The organism is Cyclobacterium sediminis (assembly GCF_054781075.1).
Window position 1 is genome coordinate 149,831 of record NZ_BAAGVC010000010.1, and the last position, 23,218, is coordinate 173,048.

Genomic DNA, 23,218 nt, shown 5'->3' on the forward strand with positions numbered 1-23,218 from the left:
AAGGATCCCCTTAAGCACAAGTAAATCAAAAAATCAACCCCCTAATGAGGTTATTGAGTAGTAGGTAAAAATAAAATATTAAACAATTGCTCAACATTTATCACAGTCTTTTAGGAGATTAAACATACTTGAAGGCTAAGATGCTTCAATAATAATAGGCTGAATCCTATTATTATCGTTAATTAATCTTGGTAGAAAAGCAGATCAAATACCTATCAATAAAGCATTCTCAAAAATCGATGAATAAATATTACTACAAAACGGAATAAAAGGGCCTTAAATTTCCTTAAACACTCCAAGCAGTGTAGCTATTAGAAATGTTAAAAATCCACATACTCCGAAAGAGCAAATATCAAATCTTTCCCAAATAGACGGGCTTTTTCTTGGGTCACCACCTGACCATTATTGATTCCAAAAGGAAACTCTAAAGTGCCGGTCATTATCAGGCCCTCATCTAAAAATGCGGAGGCCCACTTACTAAAAGAATAACCTTGTTCATAATTGCTACCTTTATTCCAAGCAGTCCCAAATGCAAGAAAACCTGTTTTGCTATCCATCTTTAAAGGTCCTTTTTGGCTTTTAATCAAGGTATTAACAAACCTCTCTTGGGCCGCCGAAATCCGCTCGTTTTCATTTCCTACAAAATAAACCCATTCATTGTTTTCTCCTTTGATCCAAGGATTGTGAAGATCGATCCCTATCCAAGGTAAACCCGCTAACCATTTTGGAATATCCTCTCTAATAGCCCTTGTACTCGTATATATACTCTCTCCGGAATAGTCCCGATTATGATCCCTGGGACTACGGTACTTGCCCTGATCTCCCTGCTCAACCCCATCCTTATCCAAAAATGGAACAATCATTATTTCAGCCTCTTCTAAAAGTTTTTTCATCAAAGGATCTTTAGAATGTAAGGCATCAATCATCCCCTCAATAATATAATTACTCATCATTTCTCCGGCATGTGCTCTGGCTGTAAACAATACCTTGAAATTGGGTTTGGTCTTAAAATCACTTATCAGTAACTGCTCAACTTCTCGTCCTGCTCGAGTGATGCTTAGCACGGACTTTTTTATATAAGGAGAAGAATGGTATTTCAACATAAACTTGTCGAAATTTTTCTGTGTATAGGCCATTCCCATACTTAACCTAACAGGCTTTCCATCACCCGAAAAATTAAAACTAAAAAGATTGGGACCAAGTTGGTTCTCCTGATCAATCCAATGCCATTTATATCCACCATCAGTACTGTAAGCCGCCCCCATATTGGTCAAGACATTGGGTTTGGTGGCTTTAAAAAACCATTTTTTATTGGAGGTGTTTTTTACGGTAAAACACCAGTAAAACCATTCTCTTGGGGTATCTCTGAGATCAGGCCTAAAAAAAATAGTATCGCCTAAAATCTTTTCAATTATCACATTCCCTCCCGGGAAATCACTTTCTATTATTGGGGTATGAGCCGTTCTATTGGCAAAATTCAGCTTGTTTGCGGTCCCTATCCTTAAAGGATTCATTAACACTTCTTGGCTACGAAGCTCGTGGGTGATAAATAGGATGATGGCAAAAAAAATAAAAGGAATCAATTTCTTCAATAACATAAAAGGAAAGGCTAAGGCGATTATTATGAAATTAGATTTTCATTGTATTTTGAGATGCATGGATATTGAAACCCATGAGATATTGCTCTACTTAGGCCAGAATATCTTTTACCACATTTCCATGTACATCGGTTAATCTAAAATCTCTTCCTCCAAAATGATAGGTCAATTGTTTATGATCTACTCCCAATAAGGATAGTATAGTGGCATGAAGATCGTGAATGGTAACAGGGTTTTCTACCACTCGATATCCATATTCATCTGTTTGACCATAAATTGTACCTTTCTTTATTCCGGCGCCAGCCATCCACATGCTAAAAGCAGAGGGGTTATGATCCCTTCCATCAGCACCTTGGGCAAAGGGAGTCCTGCCAAACTCTCCTGTCCAAACCACCAAGGTTTCTTCCAATAGTCCTCTGGATTTTAAATCTTTCAATAAGCCTGCAATGGGTTGATCTACAGCATGAGCATTTCGTTCGTGCCCGTCTTTTAGGCTATGGTGCTGATCCCACCGATCAATACCACTCATATATGGACAGGTAAGTTCCACAAAACGAACCCCTCTTTCTACCAGCCTTCTGGCCATCAAACATTGAGCGCCGTAATTCCTGGTATTCAAATCTTCATCGAATAGTCCATATAGCTTTTGTGTGGCTTTACTTTCTGCAGAAAATTCTGTCAATTCCGGTACAGAAGACTGCATATGGTAGGCCAATTCATAATTTTTTATTGCCGCCTCAATTTCACTTGAGCTCCCCTCCTCCCGGGCATCCATTTCATGGATAAAGTCCAACTTTTGTTTTTGGTATTTTGCTGAGACACTGTCGGGCTTGATATTCGCCACTGGCGTATTACCTGTTTTCATAATGGAGGCCTGATAGTCTGCAGGTAGAAAACCATTTTTAAAATTATCAACTCCTCCCGGTGGTATCAAGCCTCCATCCAGCACCACATATCCGGGCAAGTTGCTATTTTCTGTCCCCAAGCCGTAGTTTACCCAAGCACCCATACTCGGTCTTCCCTGCAAACCACTTCCTGTATGAAGAAAATAATTGGCATTGGTATGTTCCGGAAAATCTGAAACCATGGACCGGATCAAAGCCAAATCATCCGCACAACTGGCTATATGCGGAAATAATTCGCTTACCGCCAAACCGGATTCGCCATACTGCTTAAACTCCCAGGGGCTTTTAAGAATCTTCCCATTGTTATTAAACTGGGTGGCGTCTATCTTGAATTTAGGGTCCATGCCATTTTCCTTGGCAAGTCGGGGTTTTGGGTCAAAAGAATCTACTTGTGAAACTCCCCCATCCATGTACAAAAAAATCACATTCTTTGCCTTTGGAAGGAAATTTGGTGCTTTGGCCAACTGACTCAGCAAGGCTTGTGACTCTCGGTCTGCGGACTTACAAGCACTACCCAAGCTACCCATCATGCCCATGAGTGCCAAGGATCCAAATCCACAGCTACTCATTTTCAACATCTCTCTCCTGCTTAAGGACTTATTTAGAAAAGGCTTGTGATTACTCATGGGTTTACATTAAATAAATAAATGATTTCATATTAAATAAAGCATGGCAATATTCCTTCCATGCCAAAATATCCAGTCCATTATCCGTTTCCGCCTTTTCAGCCAGTTGGATTTTGGTTTTACTGACAAAAGCCAGTCCCTTATTCATTTCTTCGGCTGAAGGAAGTCTTGCAAATGCCCTCAAATAAGCATCCTTGATCCTTTCTTCATCATCCATCAAATTCTCATTATTCAATAGTTGATTCGCCATTTGATCCGCTTGCTCAGCAATAAATGGATCATTCATTAAAAATAAAGATTGAGCTGGGACATTGGTAACATCTCGCTTGCCAAAAGTGGTAAAGGGGGTTGGTCGGTCAAAGACTGACATCATTCGGTCGAGAAAATTTCTTCTTACTTCCAGGTAAACGGATCTTCTCCCGTTTCCATCCAAAGGTCCGGAATCACCAGGCCTCCCTCTTCCCTGCATAAAGTCAGTCAAATGAACAGGTACCGGCTTCCCAAACATGGTACTATCCAATGTACCTGCTGCTTTTAAAACCGCATCCCTGATTCCCTCTGCCTCAAGTCTCCTGACAGAATAACGGCTCAGGAATAAATTGTCGGGATCAGAAGATGACATGCTTCCTCCGGAAGTACTCCTTTGAAAGGCTTCTGTAAGTACCATATTTTTTATCATCGACTTAATGGACCATGAATTTTTTACAAAGGCTAAAGCCAAATAATCCAATAATTCAGGATGAGTAGGTAACTTTCCTTGAAGACCAAAATTATCCACTGTTTCTACCAGACCTTTTCCAAAAACATGGTGCCAAATTCTATTCACCATCACCCTAGATGTAAGCGGATTGTCTGCTGCCAGCATCATTTCAACCATCTGCTGTCTCCCACTGCCATCCCCTCGGTAAGGCTTCTGCTCTTCAAATATTCCTGAGAGAAAAATTCTAGGGACTTTTTCTTTACTGAGATCCGAATGATTGCCACGTATAAAAATGGAGCTTTCTTCACCAAAACCCTCTGTCACGCCTTGAATAAAAACACTGTCTTTCACCAATCTTCCGAGGGAATCACACTTCATTTTTAAGGCAAGAGCAGATGGAAAATCCTTTTTCAACTTCCCTTCTGTTAATTCTTGGTTGAGAAAGGCAATTTCTTTAGCTGAACTTTTCCCGGTCACCCAGTGCTTTACCGCCTTGGAAATAGATGGATTGGTTTCAGAATCTTTTAGGTCAGGAGTTTCCCAAGCCTCGTCAAAAGACATTGCATATTCAGCTTCTATATAAGCATCCTCTTCCTGGATATATTGATGTCTGGCAAAGGATCCGGGCAAAATTTCAATATACACCTTCCGTCCCTTCCAGGCACTTAGGTCAAAAGTATAATTTTTCCAAGCTTCATCATTCACGTTTTGTTCCAATCCACCATAAATAGGATACCGTATCAATTGAAAATTTTCCATGACAATGCGTATACTGGCTCCTTTACCTCTTGCCCTAACACCAATAAAATTCTTGTCAACTGTAAAATCCGGGGATCTCAAAGCTCCCCAAATCCCTCTACCAAATAATTGACTGGAGGCAAATCCCGGGGATAAAGCTTGTAAAGTCTTTGTGGATGAAGAAAATATTGGCTCCCCTAAAGCAGTACTTGCTCCGAAAGCCAAACCGTCTGCTTTCCAACCTTGTAAATCCTGGCCTCTAAAATCAGCGATTACATTTATTTCTTTAGCTGAATTCTCTACTGAATTAAAATTAACAAGCCGGACGGGTATGCTGTCCTTCTCCAAAGGCCCTGCCCATTCTTTAGCCACTAAGGATTTAATTTTTTGCTTTAATTCAGTGGCCTTAGAAACAGTATTGAATTTTATTTTGTCATTTCCGACCGGCAAAGTACTGAACCTGGTGCTTCCTAACATTCCATAAAGGCCATAATAATCTGCTGTAGGAATGGGGTCAAATTTATGGTCATGACATTTGGCACAAGCCACCGTCAACCCTTGAAAGCTTTTCCCCACCACATCTATCATATTATCTATCCTGTCTGCCTCATCCTTTTTAATATCTACCGGACTATGAGTGCCCTCACTCATTGTAAGAAAAAGGGTACCTATGGCAGATTCATTCTCCCCTGATAAGGGGTTTTCTCGGGGCTTAGATAGCATATCTCCCATAAGTTGCTCTTTTAACAATTGATCATAGGGGATATCTTGATTAAAAGCTCGGATCAAATAATCTCTAAATCTCCAAGCTCCTTGAATTTGATAATCAAACTCATGACCTTTGGTCTCTGCATACCTCACCACATCCATCCAATGGCTGGCCCATTTTTCTCCAAAAGCAGGATGATTAAGGTATTCATCAACTAATTCAATATAAGCTTCCGGACGCTCATCGGCTACAAACTGCTTTATCCTTTCCACATCCGGAGGAAGGCCTGTTAGTACAAATGACAACCTTCGTATCAACTGGTATTTATCTGCTTTCTCACTTGACTCCAAGCCCTTCTCGGTAATTTTTTCTTGGATCAAAGCATCAATTTGCGCTGAAAAGTCACCCTTTACCACTTTCTTTTTGGTTTCCGCAGGCATAAAAGCCCAGTGAGGTTCATATTCAGCTCCTTCTTCTATCCATTTTTTTATAAGGGCCACCTCATAATCTGATAATTCTTGTTTTAAAGAGGGCGGTGGCATGACCACTTCCGGATCATTGCTTGTAATCCGATCCATCAAGGCACTTTTGTGAACCGCAGAAGGAACGATGGCTGTTTTGCCACTTTCCAAAAGCATGGTCGCCCCCTCCTTAAGATCTAAACGTAGACCTGCCTCTCGACTACTGGGGTCAGGTCCATGGCAGAGGTAGCATTTCTGCACAAGGATCGGTTTAATATGAAAATTAAAATCTACTTGGGCAGGTAAAGCTTGCATACTTTCTTGTTTACAGGACGGTAAACAGAAAAAGACAAGCATTGCAAAAAATACAGGTAACAACAAGAAATAACCCCGCCAATTGAGCATTAACATTCCGAATATTATTTAAACTTTTAAATTATTTTAGGTCAATAACCTTCAATTTACTTTTTTTTACAAATACATCAATGGCAATTGAAGGAAATCACCTATTGTTTGGAAATTTATTAACATTTTCCATTAAAAAATAAAGGTTTTTGTTCAGGGGCAACCTTTTGTAGGCTTGGAACTGCAATTAAAATCACCCTTTAACTTGGCTACAAATCAATGCCTATTAGGAGGTTCGAACTTTGATACAAAATCAAAAAAGCACCGCCTCATTCAAAGAATAAGCCACTAATTTGATTTTTAAATCACAATAAAAAAAATCATAATATTTAAATTATTAAACTATATTATTATTATATAATAATTTCATTTTAAATTTTTAAACTTATTAGTGATTTAAATTTATTTTTAATATTCATGAAATAATAATTTAGTATTTTTTTATGATTAAATATCTTTATTTATTAATGCATACAAAACTATATAATTAGTGAAAAAATAGGTAATATTCTTAAATATTATTAAATCTCAGAATTTATTTTTATCAATTGGTTACGTATATCATTTTAATAAGAAATGAAACCGATTGCATAATCAATTTAGTTTTATTATAATTGAATAATATATAGAATTAATACATGAAATTCTATATCTCTAAGAAAAATTTTCTTTTAACTCTAACCCAAAAAAGATGAAAAACTTATTACAAAATCAATTTTTCAGAATATCAGAATTAAAAATTCTGTTACTCTGTTTTTTATTACTGTACACTGCCGTAGGGCATACTGCAGCGCTAACCAAAAGTGAAATAGAGGCGGATGTCACGATCACAGGACGTGTTACGGACGAGACTGGTGAGGGAATCCCCGGTGTGACTGTTTTAATTGAAGGGCAAGGTTCCGGTACTGTAACGGATATAGATGGAACTTATACCATCAATGCCCCGGAAGATGGTCAATTGACTTTTTCTTATGTTGGCTTTGAGTCTCAAACTGTTGCCGTTGGCAACCAATCTGAGATCAATATTACCTTGGTAATGGACACTGCATCTTTGGATGAAGTAGTAGTTATCGGATATGGTACAGCTAGAAAGAGAGACCTCACCGGTGCAGTATCCTCCGTAACAGCCTCTAAACTTGAAAATGAAAATCCGAATTCTATTCAGGATGTGCTCAGAGGAAATATTGCCGGACTAAATGTAGGTTTAAGTACTTCAGCAAAAGGAGGCGGAAGTCTAGAGGTTCGTGGAAGAACCTCTTTAAATGCAGGATCAAGTCCTCTTTTAGTATTGGACGGAGCCATTTATTATGGACAGCTATCGGACATCAATCCCAATGACATTGAAAGCATAGATGTTTTAAAAGATGCAAGTTCAGCAGCTGTATTTGGCGCAAAAGCAGCTAATGGCGTCGTTTTAATTAATACAAAAAAGGGGGCTTTAGGTAAAACCCAAATAAAAATTAATTCCAACTGGGGGTTGGCTACCATGGCTAAAAATGAACCTGTTTATGGCCCTCAAGGATTCTTGGATTGGAGACAGGATGTAATGGAAAGTATTAATGCAGGAGGTTTTGAGCCTTATAGATTTTCCAACCCCAACACGCTACCGGATAACATTTCTTTGGACACATGGCTGGCCTATGATGGTTCGGAAGGAGATCCGGAAACTGTTTGGTTACAACGATTGAACATGCAACCTCTTGAAATTGCCAATTATAAATTAGGAGAAAGTGTCAATTGGTACAATATGATGTTTCAAAATGGATTGAGGCAAGATCATACGGTTAGTCTTTCCGCTAGAAACGAAAATTTCAAATATTACTGGTCCATGGGATACCTTGATAATGAAGGAATTATAGTAGGTGACAAGTTTACCACTATCCGGAGTAGATTCAATATCGAAGGGAATGTGAATGACTGGCTAACAGTGGGGATGAACACTCAGTTTGCGGATAGAGATGAGAGTCAAATACCTGTCAACTGGGGAGACATGACAAACTTATCTCCTTGGGCCGAGCCATTTTTAGAAGATGGAGAGAGTCTCAGGTTTATGCCAAATGAAGAAGGAAGTGGTGGGAGACACCCCTATTATACACCCCAATATACAGACAGGTTACAAAAAGAAACCACAATCAATGCTACTTTGTTTGCCGCAATAGAATTGCCCTTCGGAATAAAGTTCAGAACGAATTTCACTCCTCGGTATGAATTTTACGAACGATACAACCATGAGATGGCAGCCCATCAGAGCTTTGAAAACATGGGTGGCAGAGCAAGCAGGCAACAAAGAAAAGTTTATTTCTGGCAAGTAGATAACATCTTAAGCTGGAATAAAAACTTTAACAACAAGCACAATTTTGATGTTACCCTTCTTGCCAACGCAGAAAAATTTCAAAGTTGGGACAATACTATGACCAATGTGGGTTTTGAACCTCATGACCGACTAGGTTATCATAACATTGGTGCTGGTATCAATGCTATTATTTCCAGTAATGACCAATACCATACAGCAGATGCGCTTATGGGCAGGTTAATTTATACTTTATCTGATAAATATATCACTACGCTTTCAGTAAGGAGAGATGGATATTCTGCCTTTGGTCAAAGTAACCCTAGGGCTACTTTCACCTCGGCGGCTTTTGGCTGGGTATTTACGGATGAAGACTTTGTTAATATCCCATGGCTAGACTACGGTAAATTAAGGGCTTCCTGGGGTGTCAATGGTAACAGAGATATCGGTAGGTATGCCGCTCTTTCAGATTTACAAACCGGAAAGTATTTTTACCAAAGACCTAGTGGAGAATTGTATTTTGTGAGTCAATTGTATGTAAACACGATGCAGAACTCCAATTTAAAATGGGAGAAAACCACCTCCACAAATCTTGGGCTTGACTTTTCTTTGTTCAATAGCATTTTAGACGGTACTATAGAAGTCTATGACATGTCTACGACAGACCTATTGGTTCAAAGGTCTCTCCCAGATATACTTGGTTTTAATTTTGTATATGACAATTTAGGGGAAGTAAGAAACCGTGGTTTTGAAGTAAGTTTAAATAGCCAGTTATTACAAAGATCAAACCTTACCTGGAGAGCAAACCTCAATTTCCAGATGAACCGCAACAAGATCGTTAGTCTTTATGGAGATTTAGACGAAAATGGAGAAGAGTTAGATGATATTGGAAACCGTTGGTTTATTGATCATCCAATAGATGCAATATGGGATTATAAAACAGATGGAATTTGGCAAACCCCTGAAGCTGACCAAGCGGCAGATTATGGCGTGAAACCCGGAGATTTTAAGATTGAAGATGTAAATGAAGATGGTCTTTATACCAATGCAGATAGACAATTTTTAGGCTTTACTGAACCCCGCTCCAGATGGAGTTTAAGAAATGAATTTAAAGTTTGGAAAAACTTTGATGTTTCCTTTATGATGTATGCCTATTTAGGGCATATGGGTACTTTCAACCAAAGAAAGAATAGGCAGGGATTTCTTGACCGATCTAACTCTTATATTCTGCCCTATTGGACAGAGGAAAACCCAAATAATGAATGGGCGAGACTTTATTCAAGTGAAGGAGGAGCAGGTGGCTTTAATGTGTATCAAAGTAGGTCTTTTGTTCGTCTAGAGAATATTTCCTTAGCTTATACAGTCCCTCGTGAGATTGTGGAGAGGGCTAAAATAGAAAACCTACGATTTTATATGAATGTGAGAAATGTAGGTTTTTATGCTACAGAGTTTAATTTTTGGGATCCTGAATCAGCCGGACCCACACCAAGAATTTTTACCCTTGGAATTGATTTAACTTTGTAAAACCTACTATTAACGACTGAAATTATGAATCTAAAAATAAAAAAACTGAAATTTTACCTAGGGCTTATGGCCACTGGTTTAATGCTTGGCACAAGTTCCTGTGATGAGGGTTGGCTCGAACCAAAACCCCTATCTTTTTACGCACCTGAAAATACATTCAATTCTTCCAGTGGGCTTTGGAGTGCCTTGGTGGCATGTGAACGAAACATGAGACATGAATATACAGGGGATGGTCCTCCGATCCTGACCGAGCATATCTTTACCGAGGTGGCTGTGGAAGGTACTACAGATAAATCCGGGCCTGCCCAGGACATGAATCTTCTGATAACCCCTGATGCTAACCTTAATTCAGCGAATTACAATAGAATTGGCTGGTATTGGTATGAAGGATTTAAAGGTATCAAATATGCCAATACCGTCATTTCTAGAATTGATGATCCCACAGATTATGAATCAGAAGATGAAAGAAATCATATTTTAGGTACTGCCTATTTTCATAGGGCCTTAAGATACTATAGGCTTACCAATCAATTTGGAGATGTGCCATTAATTCTTGAAGAAATACTTGAACCAAGGTTGGATTTTTATTCTACCAAAAGAGAAGTAATCCTTCGCAAAATCAAGGAAGATTTAGAGTGGGCGGAACCTTGGGTACCCGCAATAATGGATAAAGGTCAAGTTCCCAAAGGAGCCATTCAGCACCTTCTTACTAAAGTAAACCTTGCCTTAGGTGAGTTTGATGACGCAATTGCCTCGGCTTCCAGATTAATTGATGGAGGTACCCATGCTTTAATGACGGATAGATTTGGTTCTACAGGAAATGATCCTGACAAAAATTTAATTTGGGACCTGCATCGTCCTGAGAACAAATCAGCCAACGTAAATACTGAAGCCATTTTAATGGTGATGGATAGGATCGATACTGAAGGAAATTCGGGAGGCATGTCTTCGATGCGTCAAGGTGTTCCGTTTTGGATAACCAATATAAACACCCCTAATGGTAACCGAGGAACAATTGACCAACCCGGAATCGAAATAGACCAAGTCAGTAAATATGGAAGGGGTATAGGAAGATTAAGAGGGACTTGGTATCATCAAAGCATGATCTGGGATGATGAAAATGACCTGAGGCATGCCCCTGGAAATTGGATGGACATGACAGATATGGTGTACAACAACCCGGATTTAAAAGGAGTTGATGATTACTATGGGGAACCTCTACAATTTAGAAATGAGGAAGGGACAGTACTGGTGGTGGATACCATTAGAAGTTGGTTTTCTTGGCCACACTATAAACTATTTATCCCAGAACCTCAAAATATCCGACCAGCAGGTGGACATAGTGATTGGTATATTTTTAGGTTGGCCGAAACTTACCTTCTAAGAGCCGAAGCTTATGTTTGGAAAGGAGATTTAGCTAATGCTGCCAATGACCTGAACGCCGTAAGAACTCGTGCAGGTGCAGCTCCTTATGGGCCTGAAAAAATGAATATAGGAACAATCCTAGATGAAAGAGCCAGGGAATTGTATTATGAAGAGCCTAGAAAAACGGAACTCACAAGAATGGCATTTATTTTTGCTAGTACGGGTAAAGAAGCTTATAACGGAAAAACCTATTCCTTGGATAATTTTTCTGAAGACAACTTTTTATATGATAGAATTATGTCTGTTACAGATTATTACAATAAAGGGGTCTTTACCAGACACGGGGACACCTATACTTATAGCCCTTACCATGTACTTTGGCCTATTCCTGCTCCTGCTATAAATAGTAATACGCAAGGAATAATTAACCAAAACAAAGGGTATGCAGGTTATGAGAACAATGTACCACCACTGACTACTATCGAAGAAAGCTCAAGTGAGTAAAATTTGAGATACCTATAAGATAAAAGCCCGGTTACTTCTAAGTTAGCCGGGCTTTTTTATTAAATGCAGGCTCCTATTTTAATTTCCCTACCAAATAAAATGAATGCTTTCCCAAAATTACAACTAACCCCAGTCGATTTAAATTGCCTTCGAAAACGGCTACATGGTCACTGAGAAGCCTTATTAGTAGGTAATGGTGAAGCAGTCTCGTTTTTATAGGAATTCCCAATGCTTCCTCTACTCTCTCAAACTACTGATGACATTTTTTTCATAATTATAAGTCAATCTCAGGTTATTAAATACCCTCTTTTATTTTCGGCTTTTTTATAATATAAAAACTAAATGTAAAATAACCTTGACATTATGAAAATTACACTTACCTTTGTGTAAAGTTTGTTTTACACAATAATTAAAATATGGAAACTCAAAATTGGAATAATAATCGCAAACAGATCACCAAAAATTTAGCAGTTTGGACAAGTTTTTGGTTAATTACCCTCGCTTTGGTAACCTTTGGACACCCATTTTTGTGGGATGAAAATCCCCTATTTACTTGGATAGGCTTTTTGGTCAATCTGTTTTTCGCCGGAGGCGTGTTAATGGCAAACATTCGATTTCTTAAATCTCTTGATGAATTGCAAAAACAAATCCAACTGGAAGCCATGGGCATTGCATTAGGAGTAGGGGTATTTGGAGGAATTTCATTTAACCTTATGGACAATACCAATTTAATTCCTTTCGATGCTGAAATTTCATTTTTGGTCATTGCCATTAGTCTCACTTATATGGTTGCCATTGCAATAGGTAAAAAGAGATACCAATGAAAAATAACCTGAAAGTCCTACGTGCTCAAAAAAATTGGACACAAGCAGATCTAGCAGACAGCTTGGCTGTATCCCGTCAAACCATCAATGCCATAGAAAAGGGGAAATTTGATCCTAGCCTCCCACTTGCCTTCCGCATTGCCAAACTTTTTGATTGCACAATCGAAGAAATATTTGATGATGAAAGAGAAGATTGAAAACGAATAATGCAATAGGATTTCAAGAGCTAGCTTAGAAAGGGTTACTACCAGAATAAAATCTGCTGTTTTGAGATTTTACCATAGTATCCATGTTAAAAAAAGCAAGGAAGTGGCTGATTTTGAATCGATTTCAGAAAATAGCAGAAGACCTATTTCATTTTTCAAGTTGAATCAGCTGGTGAAAGAATCCCTTCCCAGCTGATTTAAACGACTTCTTTGGCCTTTGGAATAGCGCCGATTACTCGATTAAATAGTTACTGTTTCGATTTGCTTGGAAGCAACTTTATAAATGGTGTCTACTTTATCCATGGCCTCAGCCAATTTGCACTCTGCACCCTTGTAATCCTTCCAAATTTCCATCAGTTTGGAAGCTATTTGTTCCCCTTCCGATTCTTCTATTTCAAACACCCAATCTGCCAAGCCAAGGTCATAATACATCTGTCCCTTAATTGTATCTTCAGGCTGTCTTAAATAGAACATCGGCGTACCATTGGCTGCTGCAATAATAGGAGAATGGCATTCAAAACTAAGCACTGAATGTGCTCTGGCATAAATGGATGCCGCCTCATCCGGCAACCAATATTCCCGTTTGATAACCTTTGCTTTGACATCCCCAGGTAGTGGATCAATCAACAGCTCATCCATTATATCAACCTGGTAGGTCATCTCAGGACAAACCAATACCTTTTTTCCTGTTTGTCTAACCCATTCAATCATGGCCATTCTCAATTTGCCATGGTCCACTTCTTTGTACTTCTCATTCGTCGTTTCCACTTCTCTGATTTTCTCCGCAGACCAATCGACTTTCTTGATCTTGTGATAAGGAGTGTACCTTAACCTGGGGATAACACATATAAATTCCTTTTCCTTCAAATGATGTTCCTCTAAAAATGAAAGCCCTTTTTTCTCATCCCTGAGATTAAAGAAAAAGGTAGCATCAGGAGCAAAAGAAATAAGGTTCCCTGAAAGACCGTGTTGCTCCAAAACTTGTAAGGAGGCTGTTTCTCTGGTGAATATAAAATGAGAGGCATTCAGCACCCTTTTAAGAGAGAGAGAAATGGACTGAATCGTCGTTCCAAAAATACCAAAGGGCTTAGAAGTATACTTCATCCATACTTCCAGGCAATCCTGTCCTACCACAGAGGGACCTGAACCATGAATCATAATATCTGCGGTATTTATAGCATTCAATACCTCTTTTTCCTCCACAGTCCCATCTTTAGCAACTGATCCGTAGATAATTTTCACATCCGGAAAGTTTTTTTTGAGGAGCGCCTTTACTTTTTCCCCGCGGGATTTTTTCCACAAGATGATTTTATAGTCAGGAAGAAATGTTTTCAAAACATGAATCAATCCCGGAGTATGGGCGATGTCTCCTATATTTACATCCTGCCAACCAGAAACCAATAGGATCGTTTTGGTAGAATTCACGGAGCTGCTTTTTCCTAGGGCATTGATGATTCCGGTAATCAACATCCCTGAGGACAAGACACCAATATTTTTTAAAGCATTTCTTCTTTCCATTTTTCTTATTTGAGACCAGATATAAAACCCAATTAGTTAGGGTTTGAGATGAGTGCAATCGCAAAAATATCAGCATATTAATAGTTGATACACAGCATTACTATGATTAAACCGGCTTGCCTAATGCAGGTTGAAATCAGCGTTAAAGCACCTGAATAAAATTCGAATTAGCACCTTATCGTAGTACTATTCAATATTGTTAGTTAAAATACCGAAATGATTTTATTATTGCCAATTTAGAACTAAAAGATTGGAAATAAACTTAATAAAAACTGTAATTTATCAGGTAGGCATATCTAGGAAGTATTTACTCAGATTATAAATATAGAAAAGAAATATTCCTTGGTAGGGGCAAAAAAAACTCCTCAACCTAAATGGATGAGGAGCCAAATATTAATGGAAATAAATGTTTACAAACCAAACACAGATGGCAACCAAAGGGTAAGCTCCGGCACCAATGTGATTATTAGTAGCCCTAATAACATGGCCAAAAAGAAGGGGAGTAAGGGGAAGAAAACTTTGGCGATGGTTGTTTTGGCCACTCCTACCCCTATAAATAATACTGAACCAACTGGAGGTGTACAAACCCCAATACATAAATTCAACACCATCATGATACCAAAGTGAACAGGGTCTATTCCCAAAGTTACCACTGCAGGCAAAAAGATTGGTGTAAAGATCAAAACTGCCGGAGTCATGTCCATAAAGGTTCCAACAAAGAGTAAGATTAAATTAATCATTATTAATATTACAAACTTATTATCACTTAAGGCCAATAAAGCTGAGCTTATTGACTGAGGGATATTTTCGCTAGACATTGCCCAAGACATACTCATTGAAGTAGCGATAAGTAACATCACTATGGCCGTGGTTTCTGAGCTTTTCAATAAGATGGCCGGAAGATTTTTTAACTTTATTTCACCATAAATAAAAGACAAGACCAAGGTGTAAACAACGGCAATTGCGGAGGCTTCTGTAGCTGTAAATACACCAATAACGATCCCTCCAATCACCACTACCAATAGCATTAAGCTTGGAAACGCTGCTAAAAACTTAGAAGCCAATTCTTTTATACTAGTGGGCTCACCTGGTTTAAGCTTGTGCTTTTTGATAAAAATCGCTGCCGTAATCATCAGAAACATGCCTATTAACAAGCCGGGGATATAACCTGCGATAAATAAAGCGGCGATAGAAACGCCTCCACTAGCCAAAGAATAAACGATTAGGACATTGGAAGGAGGAATGATCAAACCGGTGGTAGAGGCAGTAATATTTACTGAGGCACCAAGTTCTCTAGGATAACCTTCTTTTTCCATTCTTGGGCCCAATATTCCACCTATGGCAGAAGCAGCTGCAGCAGCAGATCCTGCAATGGCACCAAACAACATGGCTGCGATTACATTCACGTACAATAAGCCACCCGGAAGTCTTCCTGTCATGGCCTTGGCCAAATCAATGAGCCGATTGGCTATTCCTCCTTTGTTCATTATTTCGCCTGCTAGAATAAAAAACGGAATGGCAAGTAGGGCAAAGCTATCCAAGCCCACTCCCATTCTTTGGGCAATGGTGGTGGCAGAAGGAACTGAGGCAATGGTTACCGTAAGGGTAAGAAAACTTGAAAAGCCTAGGGCCCAAGCAACGGGCACCCCAATGCCCATCAGAATAATAAAACTAACAATCAGTATAAGTATGCTTAAATATTCTTCCATGGTTTAGCTATTTTGGGAATCTTTTTGGTTCATTAATATTTTAAGGTCTACCAGTTGGTAAAAAAGCACCAATAACCCTGAAAAAGGGATCATCATATATACATAGGCCAATGGCAATTGAAGGGTAGCGGATTTTTGTTCCAAAATAAAAGTTATATAAACCAGGTTGGTCCCTCCCATGATCATCACAGGAATTACAAATAATATAATTACCACATTGATGACCATCAATAATTTTCTTTTGGCTTCGCCTGTAAGTTTGGTTGGCAGTATATCGATCGCCAGGTGATTGCCTTGTCCTGCCACGTAAGCAGCACCAAGCATGCCTAGCCACACCAATAAATACCTTGAAAGTTCATCTGTAAACGAACTTGGAGATTGGATTACATACCTGGAAAAAACCTGCCAGGTTACGTTCAGCACCATTACAGCCATGATGACCATAAGCATGACCCCTACAATTTTATCTAATTTTGATTTAAAACTGACCATCGCTTAATATTTTCTGATTTCTTGTACCAATTTATACATTTCCGGATCCGATTCTTTCATCAATTCATAGACCTTCTCTGCCTCTTTTCTAAAAGGCTCTTTGTCTGGGTACAAAACCTCCACACCGGCTTCCTCTAGAATCTTCATTGACTCAGCAACAGATTCCTCCCATAATTTGTATTGGTAAACCGCCGATTCATCCGCAGCCTCTTGCAACCATGTTTTTTCCTCATCGGATAACAGGTCCCAAACTTTGGTACTTACGATCATCATATCTGGAATAGCCGTATGTTCATTCAAAGAATAGTACTTACATACTTCATAATGGCGTGAAGTTACAAAGCTAGGCGGGTTATTTTCTGCCCCATCCACAATTCCTTGCTGTAATGCCGTATAAAGCTCACCGAAGGAAACGGGAGTGGGAGAACCACCAAAACTCTGTACCATATTTACAGCAGTGGGGCTTTCCATAACCCTAATCTTCAATCCTTCTATGTCTTGAGGAACCATTACCGGTTTGTCTTTGGTATAAAAGCTTCGTTTACCACCATCATAAAAACACAAGCCTTTCAACCAGTATTTCTCTCCGGCAGCCAAAAGCTGCTTCCCAATGGGACCCTCCAATACCCTAGCTTGTTGGGCATCATCCTTGAATAAATAAGGTTGTCCCAATATTTTGATTTCAGGAGCAAATCCCTCCATAGCGGCAGTAGATACCTTTGTCATGGCCAAGCTACCTATTTGAAGTAACTCCACAAGTTCCCTTTCCGTACCTAATTGTTGGTTGGGATAAACTTGTACAATCATTTTTCCATTGGATTTTTCTTCGGCTTTTTCTGCTAAATAGAGCATGGCCGCATGAACAGGGTGGCTGGTATCCAATCCATGACCGAGCTTTAATACCCTAACCCCTCCGGGTTTTGAGCAGCTCACCAGTAGGGCCGCCAAGAACAGCATACTGAGGTAGATTGGGAAATTTGTCATTTTAGATTTCAGCATATGAATAGCAATCTTATTTGGGTTTTTATTATTTTACTTCTTAAAATTATGTGAATTAACTTTTATTACAATAATTCAAGCACATTATCTCCCTATTAATAATATAGACGGTAATGTTAATCGTTTCAACCTATTTATCTATTCACTGACTAATAATGTTTTAGCGAGCCTTTTTATCAAAAAGCACTTTTCTAAGTTTACGATGCATGTCATTACCAACCTTTCCGTGCCCTACACTTTTCAAACTGGATTAAAATTGAAAATCCAATAATTAACTGTCAAAATTAATGGGGAATTAAAAAAAAAGAAGCCCTGAGCCTCTTTTCTTTTAATTTATTTATAAATTGTGCAATCGATTGCTCAAGATAATCAAATAATTGAAATGGTGCATAAAGTTTTACGAATTCATCCTGACGACAACGTTTTGGTTGCTTTAACCGACCTTAAAAAAGGAGAAATTATCCAATTTGAAAACAATGAAATTAAATTAAAAAATAGTGTTTCTGCCAAACACAAATTCACCATTTCCGACCTGGATCAGGGTGAGCAGGTGTATATGTACGGGATTATTGTAGGAAAGGCCTTATCTCCGATAGCGTCGGGAGAAGTCATTACTACCGCTAACTTGGCCCATCAAACGGCTACCTATACAGGAAAACGCAAAGATTTTAAGTGGGATGCACCAGATGTAAGCAAATGGAAAGACAGAACTTTTGATGGTTACCATAGACCTGACGGACAGGTAGGGACTGCCAATTATTGGCTGGTAGTACCTTTGGTGTTCTGTGAAAACCGGAATGTGGAAATCATGAAGCAAGCTTTTGTAGAAGAATTAGGTTTCGCTAAACCTAATCCCTACAAATCCTTTGTTAAGCAAATGAAGCAGCTTTACCTGAAAGGGGACAAGGAAGGTTTGGAACAAGTGGGTGTAGAAACCCTGGAACAAGCAGGTGAAGACAAGCTATTTAAAAATATTGATGGAATAAAATTTCTCACCCACAACGGTGGTTGTGGAGGTACAAGGCAAGACTCCGAGGCGCTTTGTGCTTTGATTGCCGGCTATATCAACAATCCGAATGTGGCAGGGGCTACCATTCTAAGCTTGGGATGCCAAAATGCTCAACCGGCAATACTAAAAGAGAAACTAGCCGATATCGATCCGGATTACAAAAAACCTGTGATCATTTTAGAACAACAGGAAGAAGGTACGGAACCTCAATTACTTACCAAAGCCATCCAGTCCACCTTCTTGGCCATGACGGAAGCAGACCAACTGGAAAGAAAGCCTGCCCCTTTGAGTCAATTGACTATAGGGTTAGAATGCGGAGGATCGGACGGATTTTCAGGCATATCTGCCAACCCATCCTTAGGTCAGGTATCTGATATAATGGCTGCCTTGGGAGGTAAAACCATCCTTTCAGAGTTTCCCGAACTTTGTGGTGTAGAGCAAGAATTGATCAATAGGTGTACGACTGATGAGAATGCTGAGAAGTTTGTTCGTTTGATGCGTGCCTATGCTGCCTCAGCTGAAGCGGTGGGTTCAGGCTTTGACATGAATCCCAGCCCGGGAAATATTAAAGATGGCTTGATTACAGATGCGATAAAATCTGCCGGAGCTGCCAAAAAAGGAGGCACCTCCCCCATCGTTGACATCCTTGACTATACCGAAATCGTCACTAAACCCGGACTCAGTTTGCTATGCTCCCCGGGGAATGATGTAGAAAGCACCACTGCCATGGCCGGTTCCGGCGCCAATATCATTTTATTTACAACCGGCTTGGGCACTCCTACAGGAAACCCCATTACTCCGGTGATTAAAGTATCTTCCAACCATAAGCTTTCTGAAAAAATGTCAGACATCATTGATGTCAATACCGGAGGAATTATTTCAGGAGAGAAAACCATTCCTGAAATGGGAGATGAGCTATTGGAGTACATCATTAAAGTGGCCAGTGGTACCATTAAAGCTAAAGCCGTTTTGTTGAATCAGGATGATTTTATCCCTTGGAAACGAGGCGTATCTCTTTAAATTAAATAGTATAACCAAAATATAAAATGTCCCAATTATTTTCAGTAAAAAACAAAGTCATCATCATTAGCGGTGGAACCGGGGTTTTAGGCAAAGCAATTGCCAAGCATCTGGCACAAGAAGGTGCACAGATGGTAATCCTCGGAAGAAATCAGGAAAAGGTCAGTGCGCTAGTTAATGAAATTAAAGATGATGGAGGATATGCTTATCCGGCCATAGCAGATGTAACCGACGAAAAAGCTTTGTCCCAAGTCAAAGAAGCGCTTGAGAAAGAGTTTGACCAAATAGATGTTTTGATCAATGCGGCAGGAGGAAACATGCCAGGAGCTACGGTAATGCCTGATCAAATGCTTACAGATCTATCTTCTGATGCTGTAAAAACCATCATGGACCTTAATTATATGGGTACATTTTTACCGATCAAAAACTTTTTGCCTTTACTAACAAAAAACAAGAAAGCATCCATAATAAACATCTCATCCATGGCCGCCAGCCGACCTATGACCCGTGTGATGGGCTATGCTTCAGCAAAAGCAGCCATAGATAATATGACGAAATGGATGTCAGTAGAATTTGCCAGGAAATATGGCGCCGGGTTACGTGTGAATGCAGTAGCTCCGGGTTTCTTTTTGACTGCCCAGAATGAAGCTTTGCTAACCAATAAAGATGGAAGCCTCACCCAACGTGGTAATCAAATCATAGACCATACACCTATGGGGCGATTTGGAAGTCCTGACGAACTTTTTGGAGCGGTGCAATGGCTTTGCAGCGAGGGCTCTAAATTTGTGACAGGAACAATCACAGAAATAGATGGGGGATTTAGCGCGTATTCAGGAGTATGAGTGATAAGAAACAACCAATATATATGGAGCAGACCATGCGCTGGTATGGTCCAAATGATCCGGTACAATTGTCAGACATCAGGCAGTCAGGTGCCACAGGCATTGTAACCGCCTTGCATCAAATTCCAAATGGGGAAGTCTGGTCCAGGGAAGCCATCAAAGAAAGAAAAGATATCATTGAAGCGGCAGGATTGACTTGGTCAGTGGTGGAAAGTGTACCTGTACACGAGAACATCAAAACTCGATCAGGAAATTTTGAAACCTATATCAAAAACTATCAAGAAAGCATACGAAATTTGGCTGCAGAAGGCATTGGTACCATCTGTTATAACTTTATGCCCATTTTGGATTGGACAAGAACCAACCTTGCCTATGAGGTGGAGAATGGTGCCAAAGCCCTTCGTTTTGAAATGAAAGCAATTGCTGCATTTGACTTACATATTCTCCAGCGACCCGGTGCCGAAGCAGAATACAGTGAGAGCATGCAACAAAAAGCCAAAGCCTATTTTGATGCCTTGACGGGGGATGATAAACAACAGCTGATAAACAATATCATTGCGGGCTTACCTGGTGCTGAGGAGGGTTACTCAGTTGAGGACTTCCAAAAAGCATTGGACACCTATAAAGATATTGATGCTAATAAATTAGGGGAAAATCTCAACTTGTTTCTGGATGCAATTATTCCGGTGGCAGAAGAGAATAAGGTACTAATTTGTATTCACCCTGATGATCCACCCTTCCCTATTTTTGGCTTACCAAGAGTGGTAAGTACAGCAAGTGATTACGATAGAATTTTGGCGAATAATAATAGCCCGTTAAATGGCTTTACATTTTGCACCGGTTCATTAGGAGTAAGGGCTGACAATGATTTGCCTGCAATGGTGGCTAAATATGGTGAGCACATACATTTTATCCATTTGAGAAGTACGCAACGTGATGAAGAAGGCAACTTCTATGAAGCCAACCATATGGAAGGAGATGTCCCAATGGCCGATGTGGTTGAAGAAATCGTAAAATTACAGCAAAGAATAGGAAAATCACTTCCTATGCGGCCGGACCATGGCCATCAAATGTTGGATGATCTTGGAAAGGTAACCAATCCTGGGTATTCTGCCATAGGAAGGTTAAAAGGACTTGCAGAACTTCGCGGTTTAGAAATTGGCATTGCCAGAAGTATATTAAACCGGTAAATTGCAAGTATAGTAAACTTTAAAATTTAACAAACCTGAAAATAATTATGAATAATTCAAATGATTCCAGAAGAGATTTTATTAAAAAATCTGCTATGGCTACTATGGGAATTTCCGCTTTAGGGGCTGTAGGCTTTTCTGCAAAAAGCTATGGAAATATCATCGGTGCAAATGACAAGCTAAATATCGCTATTGCCGGATTAGGTAGAAGGTTAGGTGCTTATTACGAGCCTATTGGACAAAAATCAAACAATGTAAACCTTAAATATCTTTGTGATGTAATGCCTTCACAAAGAGTTAAGGCAGCTAAAAACTTTGAAAAGCACATTGATTATAAACCAATACTGGAAAATAGTATTTTCAAAGTATTGGAAGATAAAGAAGTAGACGTATTGATCAATGCCACTCCGGATCACTGGCATGCGCCGGGTACCTGGTTGGCTTTAGAGGCCGGAAAACACGTTTATGTTGAAAAACCGTGTAGTCACAACCCTTATGAAGGAGAGTTATTGGTAGCTTACCAAAAACACTACAACAAGGTGGTTCAGATGGGTAACCAACAACGTTCTTCTCCTGAAAGCATCGAAGTAATCAAAGCTATTCATGCAGGTGAAATAGGAAATGTTTATAAAGCCACTGCCTTTTATAATTCAGGTAGAGGTGAAGTTCCTGTACAAAAGAAAGCCAGCCCTCCAAATGGATTAGATTGGGAATTGTTCCAAGGGCCTGCACCAAGAAGAGAATATACTACTGAAACTTGGGATTATAATTGGCACTGGTATGGCTGGGATTATGGCACAGCAGAAGCCGGAAACAATGGTACTCACGAGCTGGATGTGGCCAGATGGGCATTGGGGGTAGACTTCCCTGAGAAAGTAATTGTGGACTCAGGAAAATACCATTGGCCTAATGATGGATGGACCATGTATGATACTATGGATGCTGTCTTCAAATTCTCCAATAACAGAACCATCCAGTGGGATGGCAAAAGTAGAAATGGGCACAATACCTACGGACCGGGAAGAGGAACCATTATCTATGGTACAGACGGATCTGTTTATGTGGACAGAGGCGGATACAAGATGTTTGATCGAAGAGGAAAGGAAATCAAAAGCAGTGCATCTGAAAGCAAGGAAGCCGGAACTGCCCTAGGTGGAGGTGGTAGCATGTCCACTTTGCATATGGTTAACTTCTTTGATGCGATCAGAGGAAAAGCCGCACAAAATAGCCCTATTGATGAAGGTGCAAAAAGTGTATTGCTTTGCCACTTGGCCAATATCGCGTCAAGAACCGGAGAAGTACTTACCTGTGATTCTTCCAATGGTCACATCACCAACAGCAAAAAAGGTAAAGCACTTTGGAAAAGAGAATATGAAAAAGGTTGGGAGCCAAAGCTTAAGGCCTAACCCATTGATTTTAATTGATAATTATTTAAAATCCCTGAAAAATTTCAGGGATTTTTTTATGCTTTTTTTTTATAGAATTGCTTCCGAAGAAATGGATTATACTGTCATTCTCTAATTCGATTTGAATCTGAACCTAATTAATACTGAGATCCTTCCTTGTCTTAATTATTTGGAGGCC

Annotated in this window: 15 protein-coding genes; 8 read left to right on the plus strand and 7 right to left on the minus strand. The window is 39.5% G+C overall.

What is annotated here, in order from left to right; all coding sequences use genetic code 11:
* Positions 1–320 precede the first annotated feature (320 nt).
* The 3 genes from ACYVHJ_RS12095 to ACYVHJ_RS12105 all read right to left on the minus strand — a co-directional run bounded on the left by ACYVHJ_RS12095 (position 321) and on the right by ACYVHJ_RS12105 (position 6,052).
* Positions 321–1,598 (minus strand): M14 family zinc carboxypeptidase, encoded by a 1,278-nt coding sequence (locus tag ACYVHJ_RS12095; RefSeq protein ID WP_460515103.1) that lies wholly within the window; start codon positions 1,596–1,598, stop codon positions 321–323.
* A gap of 91 nt (positions 1,599–1,689) precedes the next feature.
* Complete coding sequence (locus ACYVHJ_RS12100) at positions 1,690–3,129, minus strand: DUF1501 domain-containing protein (RefSeq protein ID WP_460515105.1); 1,440 nt, start codon at positions 3,127–3,129, stop codon at positions 1,690–1,692.
* A gap of 4 nt (positions 3,130–3,133) precedes the next feature.
* Complete coding sequence (locus tag ACYVHJ_RS12105; protein ID WP_460515107.1) at positions 3,134–6,052, minus strand: PSD1 and planctomycete cytochrome C domain-containing protein; 2,919 nt, start codon at positions 6,050–6,052, stop codon at positions 3,134–3,136.
* A gap of 781 nt (positions 6,053–6,833) precedes the next feature.
* On the opposite strand from ACYVHJ_RS12105, the gene ACYVHJ_RS12110 reads away from it, so the two are divergent.
* From ACYVHJ_RS12110 to ACYVHJ_RS12125, 4 genes are all read left to right on the plus strand, one after another.
* The gene (locus tag ACYVHJ_RS12110; protein WP_460515109.1) at positions 6,834–9,956 is read left to right on the plus strand and encodes a SusC/RagA family TonB-linked outer membrane protein; all 3,123 of its coding nucleotides are present in this window, start codon (positions 6,834–6,836) and stop codon (positions 9,954–9,956) included.
* A 24-nt stretch (positions 9,957–9,980) separates the two neighbouring features.
* A complete protein-coding gene (locus ACYVHJ_RS12115) occupies positions 9,981–11,825 on the plus strand; it encodes a RagB/SusD family nutrient uptake outer membrane protein (protein ID WP_460515111.1) in 1,845 nt (614 codons plus the stop codon).
* Between the two features lie 416 nt (positions 11,826–12,241).
* On the plus strand, positions 12,242–12,649 hold the full coding sequence (locus tag ACYVHJ_RS12120; protein ID WP_339903547.1) for a hypothetical protein: 408 nt from the start codon (positions 12,242–12,244) through the stop codon (positions 12,647–12,649).
* Positions 12,646–12,846, plus strand: coding sequence for a helix-turn-helix transcriptional regulator (locus tag ACYVHJ_RS12125; protein ID WP_339903546.1), 201 nt, complete (start codon positions 12,646–12,648; stop codon positions 12,844–12,846). The genes ACYVHJ_RS12120 and ACYVHJ_RS12125 overlap by 4 nt, the downstream gene beginning before the upstream one ends.
* Positions 12,847–13,095: 249 nt before the next feature.
* Here ACYVHJ_RS12125 and ACYVHJ_RS12130 read toward each other — a convergent pair whose 3' ends face one another.
* The 4 genes from ACYVHJ_RS12130 to ACYVHJ_RS12145 all read right to left on the minus strand — a co-directional run bounded on the left by ACYVHJ_RS12130 (position 13,096) and on the right by ACYVHJ_RS12145 (position 17,573).
* Positions 13,096–14,373: a polysaccharide pyruvyl transferase family protein gene (locus tag ACYVHJ_RS12130; RefSeq protein ID WP_460515114.1), complete on the minus strand. Its 1,278-nt coding sequence runs from the start codon at positions 14,371–14,373 to the stop codon at positions 13,096–13,098.
* Between the two features lie 410 nt (positions 14,374–14,783).
* On the minus strand, positions 14,784–16,082 hold the full coding sequence (locus ACYVHJ_RS12135) for a TRAP transporter large permease (protein ID WP_339905461.1): 1,299 nt from the start codon (positions 16,080–16,082) through the stop codon (positions 14,784–14,786).
* A gap of 3 nt (positions 16,083–16,085) precedes the next feature.
* Positions 16,086–16,574 (minus strand): TRAP transporter small permease, encoded by a 489-nt coding sequence (locus tag ACYVHJ_RS12140; protein ID WP_303614194.1) that lies wholly within the window; start codon positions 16,572–16,574, stop codon positions 16,086–16,088.
* A 3-nt stretch (positions 16,575–16,577) separates the two neighbouring features.
* Complete coding sequence (locus ACYVHJ_RS12145) at positions 16,578–17,573, minus strand: TRAP transporter substrate-binding protein (protein ID WP_339905459.1); 996 nt, start codon at positions 17,571–17,573, stop codon at positions 16,578–16,580.
* 382 nt (positions 17,574–17,955) lie between these two features.
* On the opposite strand from ACYVHJ_RS12145, the gene ACYVHJ_RS12150 reads away from it, so the two are divergent.
* The 4 genes from ACYVHJ_RS12150 to ACYVHJ_RS12165 are packed head-to-tail and all read left to right on the plus strand — an operon-like array spanning position 17,956 to position 23,040.
* Positions 17,956–19,602: a UxaA family hydrolase gene (locus ACYVHJ_RS12150; protein WP_460515118.1), complete on the plus strand. Its 1,647-nt coding sequence runs from the start codon at positions 17,956–17,958 to the stop codon at positions 19,600–19,602.
* A gap of 26 nt (positions 19,603–19,628) precedes the next feature.
* Positions 19,629–20,444 (plus strand): SDR family oxidoreductase, encoded by an 816-nt coding sequence (locus ACYVHJ_RS12155; RefSeq protein ID WP_460515120.1) that lies wholly within the window; start codon positions 19,629–19,631, stop codon positions 20,442–20,444.
* A 23-nt stretch (positions 20,445–20,467) separates the two neighbouring features.
* Positions 20,468–21,634 (plus strand): mannonate dehydratase, encoded by a 1,167-nt coding sequence (gene uxuA / locus ACYVHJ_RS12160; protein ID WP_460515435.1) that lies wholly within the window; start codon positions 20,468–20,470, stop codon positions 21,632–21,634.
* A 47-nt stretch (positions 21,635–21,681) separates the two neighbouring features.
* Complete coding sequence (locus ACYVHJ_RS12165; RefSeq protein ID WP_460515122.1) at positions 21,682–23,040, plus strand: Gfo/Idh/MocA family protein; 1,359 nt, start codon at positions 21,682–21,684, stop codon at positions 23,038–23,040.
* The last annotated feature ends 178 nt before the right edge of the window (positions 23,041–23,218 follow it).

What these genes read in the sequence shown, in the direction of transcription:
- ACYVHJ_RS12095 (WP_460515103.1), bottom strand. Translation starts at nt 1,598, where the DNA reads ATGTTATTGAAGAAATTGATTCCTTTTATTTTTTTTGCCATCATCCTA.
- ACYVHJ_RS12100 (WP_460515105.1), bottom strand. Translation starts at nt 3,129, where the DNA reads ATGAGTAATCACAAGCCTTTTCTAAATAAGTCCTTAAGCAGGAGAGAG.
- ACYVHJ_RS12105 (WP_460515107.1), bottom strand. Translation starts at nt 6,052, where the DNA reads ATGCAAGCTTTACCTGCCCAAGTAGATTTTAATTTTCATATTAAACCG.
- ACYVHJ_RS12110 (WP_460515109.1), top strand. Translation starts at nt 6,834, where the DNA reads ATGAAAAACTTATTACAAAATCAATTTTTCAGAATATCAGAATTAAAA.
- ACYVHJ_RS12115 (WP_460515111.1), top strand. Translation starts at nt 9,981, where the DNA reads ATGAATCTAAAAATAAAAAAACTGAAATTTTACCTAGGGCTTATGGCC.
- ACYVHJ_RS12120 (WP_339903547.1), top strand. Translation starts at nt 12,242, where the DNA reads ATGGAAACTCAAAATTGGAATAATAATCGCAAACAGATCACCAAAAAT.
- ACYVHJ_RS12125 (WP_339903546.1), top strand. Translation starts at nt 12,646, where the DNA reads ATGAAAAATAACCTGAAAGTCCTACGTGCTCAAAAAAATTGGACACAA.
- ACYVHJ_RS12130 (WP_460515114.1), bottom strand. Translation starts at nt 14,373, where the DNA reads ATGGAAAGAAGAAATGCTTTAAAAAATATTGGTGTCTTGTCCTCAGGG.
- ACYVHJ_RS12135 (WP_339905461.1), bottom strand. Translation starts at nt 16,082, where the DNA reads ATGGAAGAATATTTAAGCATACTTATACTGATTGTTAGTTTTATTATT.
- ACYVHJ_RS12140 (WP_303614194.1), bottom strand. Translation starts at nt 16,574, where the DNA reads ATGGTCAGTTTTAAATCAAAATTAGATAAAATTGTAGGGGTCATGCTT.
- ACYVHJ_RS12145 (WP_339905459.1), bottom strand. Translation starts at nt 17,573, where the DNA reads ATGCTGAAATCTAAAATGACAAATTTCCCAATCTACCTCAGTATGCTG.
- ACYVHJ_RS12150 (WP_460515118.1), top strand. Translation starts at nt 17,956, where the DNA reads ATGGTGCATAAAGTTTTACGAATTCATCCTGACGACAACGTTTTGGTT.
- ACYVHJ_RS12155 (WP_460515120.1), top strand. Translation starts at nt 19,629, where the DNA reads ATGTCCCAATTATTTTCAGTAAAAAACAAAGTCATCATCATTAGCGGT.
- uxuA (WP_460515435.1), top strand. Translation starts at nt 20,468, where the DNA reads ATGGAGCAGACCATGCGCTGGTATGGTCCAAATGATCCGGTACAATTG.
- ACYVHJ_RS12165 (WP_460515122.1), top strand. Translation starts at nt 21,682, where the DNA reads ATGAATAATTCAAATGATTCCAGAAGAGATTTTATTAAAAAATCTGCT.